Below are 7,171 nucleotides of genomic sequence, written 5' to 3' on the forward strand. Positions count from 1 at the left end.
GTACAGCCCAACGCGCCCCGAACCGCTCCCGGCCACCCCTTCCTGATGCGCCCCTGCCGCCCGCCCCGCCAGTCTTAACGGAAGATTGACGCCCACCGGCCCTCCATCCATGGGCCCACGCGTCACTCTCCGCTTACGCTGGTGCCGCCGTCCGCGTGATGGCCACAGACCACACGCTGACCCGCAGCTCAGGAGCGCACCCATGGCCACCACCGAACACCCTCCTCCCAGTCGCCTGCGCGCCTGGATGCTGGAAGGGCTGGCCGACATGGGCAAGGGCGGGCAGCAGGCCACGCGGAGCGCGCCGGAACCAGAGGTGCACGTCCACCAGGGTCAGCGCTGGTGGCGGGTGATGTGTCTGACCGGTGTCGACTACTTCTCCACCCTCGGCTACCAGCCGGGCATCGCGGCCCTCGCGGCCGGACTGCTCTCGCCGGTCGCGACGATCGTGCTCGTGGTCGTCACCCTGGCCGGCGCCCTGCCGGTGTACCGAAGGGTGGCCGAGGAGAGTCCGCACGGCGAGGGCTCCATCGCGATGCTGGAGCGGCTGCTGTCGTTCTGGAAGGGCAAGCTGTTCGTCCTCACCCTGCTCGGGTTCGCGGCGACCGACTTCCTGATCACCATCACCCTGTCGGCGGCGGACGCCTCCACCCACCTCGTGGAGAACCCGCATCTGACGAGCACGCTGCACGACAAGCAGATGCTGATCACGCTCATCCTGGTCGCCCTGCTCGGCGCGGTGTTCCTCAAGGGCTTCCTGGAGGCGATCGGCGTCGCCGTCTACCTCGTGGCGGCCTACCTCAGCCTCAACGTCGTCGTCGTGATCGTCGGCATGTGGCACGTGGTCACCCACGGACACGTCGTCACCGACTGGAGCAGCGCGCTGACCACCGAGCACGGCAACGTCTTCGCGATGATCGGCGTCTCCCTGCTGGTCTTCCCGAAACTCGCGCTCGGCCTCTCCGGTTTCGAGACCGGCGTGGCCGTCATGCCGCACGTCGAGGGCGACGAGGACGACACCCACGACAACCCCAAGGGCCGTATCCGCGACACCAAGAAGCTGCTGACGACCGCCGCGCTCATCATGAGCGTGTTCCTGATCGCCACCAGCTTCATCACCACCGTGCTGATCCCGGAGAAGGAGTTCAAGGCCGGCGGCCAGGCCAACGGCCGCGCGCTCGCCTACCTCGCGCACGAGTACCTCGGCAACGCCTTCGGCACGGTCTACGACCTCTCCACCATCGCCATCCTCTGGTTCGCAGGCGCCTCCGCGATGGCCGGCCTGCTCAACCTGATGCCGCGCTATCTCCCCCGCTACGGCATGGCCCCGCACTGGGCCCGCGCCGTCCGCCCGATGGTGATCGTCTTCACCCTGGTCGCGTTCCTGGTCACGTGGATCTTCGACGCCAGCGTCGACGCGCAGGGCGGCGCCTACGCCACCGGCGTCCTGGTCCTGATGTCCTCGGCCGCGATCGCCGTGACCATCGCGGCCCGCCGCGCCCAGCAGCGCAACTGGACCGTCATCTTCGGCGTCGTCTCGGCGGTCCTCCTCTACGTCACCGTCGTGAACGTCATCGAGCGCCCCGACGGTGTGAAGATCGGCGCCTGCTTCATCGCCGGCATCATCCTGGTCTCCCTGCTGTCCCGGCTGGCCCGGGCCTTCGAACTCCGGGTCACCAGCGTGCAGTTGGACTCGATGGCGGAACGGTTCGTCCGCGACATGGCCAGCCGGAAGATCCGCTTCGTGGCCAACGAGCCCGACCGCCGCGACAAGGCCGAGTACCGGGACAAGATCGAGCAGATCCGCACCGACAACGACATCCCCGGCGAGGACTTCGTGTTCGTCGAGGTGACGGTCCTCGACGCCTCCGAGTTCGAGGCGGGCCTGACCGTACGCGGCGAGGTCCTGCACAACCGCTACCGGGTGCTGACCCTGGAGTCCTCGTCGATCCCGAACGCCCTGGCCGCGCTGATGCTGCACGTCCGCGACTCGACGGGCCGTATCCCGCACATCTACTTCGAGTGGACCGAGGGCAATCCGTTCGCCAACTTCCTCCGCTTCTTCCTCTTCGGCCAGGGCGAGGTCGCCCCGGTCACCCGCGAGGTGCTGCGCGAGGCGGAACCGGACCGCGCCCGACGCCCCCGCGTGCACACCGGCTGACCGTTGCGGACCGCTCGGGCCGACGTCACCGTAAGAGACACGACAAAATCCGGTCCCGCGGTGTAAGAGGCCCGTCAGCGGCCCGCACGCCGTGCTCGTAGCGGCCTACGGTCGGCCTCATGCGGCACAGCACCCCACCACCGGACCCGACCGGCGACCGCCACTGGCGCGGCGACGCCCGGCTGGCGACGGGCTGCGCGCTCGGCTTCCTCGGGCTGACGCTGCTGGTCGACTGGGACGCGGGCACCCTCACCCTGACCCGCGCGCTGCTGTGGCTGGCCATGTCGGCGACCCTCTTCGCCGTCCTGCTGCCGCACCGGGTCACCGCGGGCCCCGGCTGGCTCACCGTGGACAGCCCGCTGCTGAGGCGCACGGTGCACACGGACGCGCTGACCGTCGTACGACAGTACGGCGACGTCTCCGCGCGCCTGGTCCTGCGGGACGCGCACGGACACTGGCTCGAACTCGACCCCCGGGTGCTGGTCGCCAACCCCCTGCTCTGGCACGAGCTGGACACGGGCATACGGCGCTCGATGGAACGCGGCACGCTGCTCCAGGGCACCGATGTCCGGCGTCACCTGGGCCATCTGATCGACGACGAGACAGCGCGGTCGGTCCTCAGGGCGTCGGGGATTTCCTGACCACGCGCCGTGTCCGGCGGATCAGGACCTTCCCGAACCCCAACTGCCCGGCGATCTCTATCCGCAGCTCGACCGGGGCCCCCGCGTCACCGGGGCCTCGCGTCTTGACCTTGCTGTAGCTGAGCACCAGGTCGTCGGTGCTCACCACGATGCCCGGCGGGAGCAGCAGCCGCAGCGCACCGAGGTGCATGTCCAGGTCGATGCGGAGCGTGGCCTGGGTGATCACCGCCTGGGTGAAGTCGAGGGTCACATCGCCCAGACGTGACTGGATCTCCAGCCGGCGCGGCACCACCCAGCCGTCCCCGCGCCGCGTCGATCCGCCGTGCTGCTCGATGCGGGCGACGTCCTTCACCTCGACCTGGGTCGCGCCCGCCACCACCGGCAGGTCGGCCGTCAGGACCGCCAACTCCCCCAGCGTGCGGGCGGTCAGCGCCGCCTCGACGCGCTCGTCGAGTTCCTCGGCGGTCAGCCGTCCGTCGCCGGCCGCGCCGGTCAGCACGTCCACGACGCGGTCCCGGTCCGCATGCGAGGCCCGCAACCCGGTCGTGCTCGTCAGCTCACCCGACATACCCTCACCCCGATCGACGGCCTGCGCTATATCGCGTTATACCCCAGAGCCAACCCCCCGTCCACCGGTTACCGTTTCTGCCCCTAGGGTGGCGCGTATGCAGTCCTACACAATCGGCCAGGCGGCGCGGCTGCTCGGCGTGAGTCCGGACACCGCGCGCCGTTGGGCGGACGCGGGCCGGGTGACGACCCACCGCGACGAGGGCGGGCGCCGGCTCATCGACGGGGTCGATCTGGCCGCGTTCTCGGTCGAGTTGGCGAAGGCGGGCGAGGTCGAGGAGGACCCGTCCTACACCTCGGTCCGCAACGCGTTCCCCGGCATCGTCACCGCGATCAAGCTCGGCGATGTCGCGGCCCAGGTCGAGATCCAGTCGGGGCCGCACCGGCTGGTCTCCCTGCTGACCCGGGAGGCCGTCGAGGAACTCGGCCTGGAGGTCGGCATGGAGGCCACCGCCCGCGTGAAGTCGACGAACGTGCACATCGACCGCGTGTGAGGCGCACGGCGGCCCCGGCCGGTACTGACGGGGTCCGTCACTTGTTGACCGAGTAGGAGTGCGCGCCGGTTCCCGCCAACGCGCCCCCGTCCACGATCAGATACTCGTCCCGGATCGGCCGCCCCGCGAAGAACGCCTCCAGGATCTCCCGGGTGCCCGCCGCGTACCGGGCCTGCGCGGACAGCGAGGAACCGGAGATGTGCGGGGTCATCCCGTGGTGCGGCATGGTGCGCCACGGGTGGTCCGCCGGGGCGGGCTGCGGGAACCACACGTCACCGGCGTACCCCGCCAACTGCCCACTGCGCAGCGCCCGTTCGACGGCGTCCCGGTCGACGATCTTCGCCCGCGCGGTGTTGATGAGATACGCGCCGCGCTTCGTCTGCGCGAGCAGCTTGTCGCCGAACAGCCCCTCGGTCTCGGGGTGCAGCGGCGCGTTGACGGTCACGACGTCGCAGTGCGGCACCATGTCCTCGGCGCTCTCGTGCCAGGTCAGCCCCAACTCCCGCTCCACGTCCTGCGACAGCCGGTACCGGTCGGTGTAGTGCAGCTTCACGTCGAAGGGCGCGAGCCGTCGCAGCACCGCGAGCCCGATCCGCCCGGCGGCGACCGTGCCGACATGCATGCCTTCGAGATCGTACGAACGGGCCACGCAGTCCGCGATGTTCCAGCCGCCGTCGAGCACGACCTGGTGGGACGGCAGGTAGTTGCGCACGAGGGAGAGCGTCATCATCACGACGTGTTCGGCGACGCTGATGCTGTTGCAGTACGTCACCTCGGCGACCGTCACGCCGTGCGAGATCGCCGCGTCGAGGTCGACGTGGTCGGAGCCGATGCCGGCGGTGACCGCGAGCTTGAGGTTCTTCGCGGCGGCGATCCGCTCGGGGGTGAGGTACGCGGGCCAGAACGGCTGCGAGATCACGATGTCGGCGTCGACCAGTTCCCGGTCGAAGACCGAGCCCTCGCCGTCCTTGTCGGAGGTGACGACGAGGGTGTGCCCGGCGGCCTCCAGGTAGGCGCGCAGGCCGAGTTCACCGGAGACGCTGCCGAGGAGGTGGCCCGGGGTGAAGTCGACCGCCTCAGGGGTGGGAGTGGTCTGGCCGCCCGGGTAGTGGTCGATCACGGGCAGGTCGTCGCGGGCGTACGAGGTCGGGTATCCGTCGGTCGGGTCGTCGTACAGGACACAGAGAACCTTGGCCATGTCGCGGCTCCTCAACTCCATTGTCGGAAGAACTCCGTTGCGGGATGAACTCCCTTGCCGGAAGACGCACTTCACGATCCTCGGGGTGAATCGCCCTGGTCAAAGCGAACGTTGCTATGCCGGGATAGCCCGCGTCTATCAGCGGCTGTCGCCCAGGTAGGTGTGCAGGAGTTCGTCGAGCGCGTCGCGTACGCCGGCCCCCCGCGCCACCTTCAACAGGGCCTCCGCGAGCACGGACTGGGGTTCGGTGCGGGCGACGACCAGTCCGACCCGGGGACCGTGCGCGGGTCCGTTCAGCGGCACCACCCGCATGCCTTCCGGTACGTCGAACATGTGCAGCCAGGCGTGCGAGATCACGCTGGACCAACGGCCGCCGGGGAGCAGGGTGTAGAGCCCGGCGACGCTGTCCGACTCGATCGCCGGGGAGACCGTCGCGCCCTCGGCGGCGAAACACTCGTCGATGATGCGGCGGTTGCGCATCCGCGAGTTGAGCAGGCAGAGCGGAAGCGTGGCGGCTTGTGCCCAACTGGCCCGGGAAACCCCGGCAAGTGGCCCGTCGACGGGGGTCAGGAGGACGTACCGCTCCTCATAGAGCGGGAGTCGGCGGACGTTCTTCAGGCTGTCGTCGTCCAAGTAGGTCATCGCCGCGTCCAGTTCGAACTCGGCGAGCCCGTGCCGGATGTCGACGGACGCCAGCGACTCCAGGGCGACCCGGGCCCGGGGATGCCGTTCGCAGAACGGGGTGGTGAGGAGGGAGGCGGCGGGCAGCGCGGTCGGCACCACGCCGAGCCGCAGCGTGCCGGTCAGTCCGCCGCGCAGGGCGGACAACTCCTGGTGCAGGGCGTCCCGTTCGGCCAGGATGCGGTGCGCCCAGGCCAGCACCACCTCGCCCTCCGGGGTCAGCCCCTCGTACCGTCTGCCGCGCCGCACGATCGGTACGTCCAACTCGTGCTCCAGGCGCCGGATCGCGGCCGACAGGGAGGGCTGCGAGACGTAGCAGGCCGCCGCGGCGCGCGCGAAGTGCCGTTCACGGGCGAGCGCGACGAGGTACTCCAGCTGACGCAACAGCATCCCTGACCTCCCCTGTGCCGTGCAGGTTAGGCGCTGTCCGTCCGGCACAACAGGGCCGCCCACAGGTCGAGTCGGTCGTAGAGGCGGGAGAGGTCGCGGCCGGTGAAGTGCTCGATGCGTCCGATGCGGTAGTGCACGGAGTTGACATGCAGATGCAGGGCCTCCGCCGATCGCGCCCAGGAACCGTCGCAGGCGAGGAAGGTCTCCAGGGTCTCCAACAGGACGGCGTTGGACCGCAGTTCACCGAGAACGGCCCGGCTGTAGGCGGCCCGGACCTCGGCCGGAACACCGGTGAGCAGCGCGTCGAGCCCGGTGAGCGCCGAGGCATCGGTGAACGCCGACCCGTCCCGTGCGGTACTGCGCGCCGAGGCCAACGCGTAACGCGCCTGCGCCAACGCCCCGTTGAGCTCCCGCACGGACCCGACGGGCGCGCCGGTCCCGCCATAAAGCGGCACGCCCGCTTCACCACCGGCAACAAGCGCCCAGACCTCACGAAGCACATCGACATCCCCCCGGCTGACAACCGCGAACGCGGTACCGTCCGGCAACCGCCCCACGGCACCTACGCCAGGCACCAGCTCGTCAGCGCTCACGGCACCGGCCGCCGACCGCTCCCCAGCCCCGGTGACAGGGGTGCCACCCCGTGCCCGTCCCGCGCCAACCGTGCCGTCCGACGACCGGGGCGCCGCACCGCCACCCGACACCGCATCCCCTCCCGAGGCCTGCTCACCCGCCGCCGCGACGACGATGCCGTCCGGCGACCGTTCCCCAACACCCGCACCCGGAGCGCCGTCCCGCGACCGTCCCACCGCGTCCACGACGGCCGCGCCGTCTGTCGGCAAGCGCACTGCGCCCACGCCCGGCAACGCATCGACGATCGCGGTGCCGTCCGACACCCGACCACCCGCCTCCGCGACCGCCGCACCGTTCGACGACCGTCCCCCAGCCCCTGCACCCGCAGTACCGTCCAGCGCCCGCTCACCGACACCCGCGACGACCGCGCCGCCCGACGCCCCTTCCCCGCCTCCCGCAACCGGAG

General features: G+C 70.5%; 7 protein-coding genes. 3 read left to right on the forward strand and 4 right to left on the reverse strand.

Going from position 1 to position 7,171, the window contains the following annotated elements:
- The first annotated feature begins 202 nt into the window (after positions 1–202).
- Together JHN63_RS45215 and JHN63_RS45220 are read left to right on the forward strand one after the other, a co-directional pair.
- The gene (locus tag JHN63_RS45215) at positions 203–2,161 is read left to right on the forward strand and encodes an APC family permease (protein WP_200690961.1); all 1,959 of its coding nucleotides are present in this window, start codon (positions 203–205) and stop codon (positions 2,159–2,161) included.
- A gap of 119 nt (positions 2,162–2,280) precedes the next feature.
- The gene (locus tag JHN63_RS45220; protein ID WP_200690962.1) at positions 2,281–2,802 is read left to right on the forward strand and encodes a hypothetical protein; all 522 of its coding nucleotides are present in this window, start codon (positions 2,281–2,283) and stop codon (positions 2,800–2,802) included.
- Here the strand turns inward: JHN63_RS45220 and JHN63_RS45225 are convergent.
- The gene (locus JHN63_RS45225) at positions 2,780–3,370 is read right to left on the reverse strand and encodes a DUF1707 domain-containing protein (RefSeq protein ID WP_200690963.1); all 591 of its coding nucleotides are present in this window, start codon (positions 3,368–3,370) and stop codon (positions 2,780–2,782) included. The genes JHN63_RS45220 and JHN63_RS45225 overlap by 23 nt on opposite strands.
- Before the next feature lie 97 nt (positions 3,371–3,467).
- Between JHN63_RS45225 and JHN63_RS45230 the strand changes: the two genes are divergently transcribed.
- Entirely contained in the window at positions 3,468–3,863 is a 396-nt protein-coding gene (locus JHN63_RS45230; RefSeq protein WP_019059368.1) for a molybdopterin-binding protein, read from the forward strand.
- 37 nt (positions 3,864–3,900) lie between these two features.
- Here JHN63_RS45230 and JHN63_RS45235 read toward each other — a convergent pair whose 3' ends face one another.
- From JHN63_RS45235 to JHN63_RS54480, 3 genes are all read right to left on the reverse strand, one after another.
- Positions 3,901–5,061, reverse strand: a complete 1,161-nt coding sequence (locus JHN63_RS45235; RefSeq protein WP_200690964.1) for an NAD-dependent formate dehydrogenase — start codon at positions 5,059–5,061, stop codon at positions 3,901–3,903.
- A 138-nt stretch (positions 5,062–5,199) separates the two neighbouring features.
- Positions 5,200–6,132 carry a LysR family transcriptional regulator gene (locus JHN63_RS45240; protein WP_200690965.1) on the reverse strand — a complete coding sequence of 311 codons (933 nt, stop codon included), beginning with the start codon at positions 6,130–6,132 and terminating at the stop codon, positions 5,200–5,202.
- Positions 6,133–6,158: 26 nt separating this feature from the next.
- A complete protein-coding gene (locus JHN63_RS54480) occupies positions 6,159–6,548 on the reverse strand; it encodes a helix-turn-helix domain-containing protein (protein ID WP_307782140.1) in 390 nt (129 codons plus the stop codon).
- Positions 6,549–7,171: the final 623 nt, after the last annotated feature.

The sequence above is a fragment of the Streptomyces sp. MBT65 genome (genome assembly GCF_016612545.1).
Lineage (GTDB): Bacteria > Actinomycetota > Actinomycetes > Streptomycetales > Streptomycetaceae > Streptomyces.

Excerpts from the sequence above, each read along its gene's own strand:
- JHN63_RS45220 (WP_200690962.1), top strand. The coding sequence starts at position 2,281 with ATGCGGCACAGCACCCCACCACCGGACCCGACCGGCGACCGCCACTGG.
- JHN63_RS45240 (WP_200690965.1), bottom strand. The coding sequence starts at position 6,132 with ATGCTGTTGCGTCAGCTGGAGTACCTCGTCGCGCTCGCCCGTGAACGG.
- JHN63_RS45235 (WP_200690964.1), bottom strand. The coding sequence starts at position 5,061 with ATGGCCAAGGTTCTCTGTGTCCTGTACGACGACCCGACCGACGGATAC.
- JHN63_RS45230 (WP_019059368.1), top strand. The coding sequence starts at position 3,468 with ATGCAGTCCTACACAATCGGCCAGGCGGCGCGGCTGCTCGGCGTGAGT.
- JHN63_RS45215 (WP_200690961.1), top strand. The coding sequence starts at position 203 with ATGGCCACCACCGAACACCCTCCTCCCAGTCGCCTGCGCGCCTGGATG.
- JHN63_RS45225 (WP_200690963.1), bottom strand. The coding sequence starts at position 3,370 with ATGTCGGGTGAGCTGACGAGCACGACCGGGTTGCGGGCCTCGCATGCG.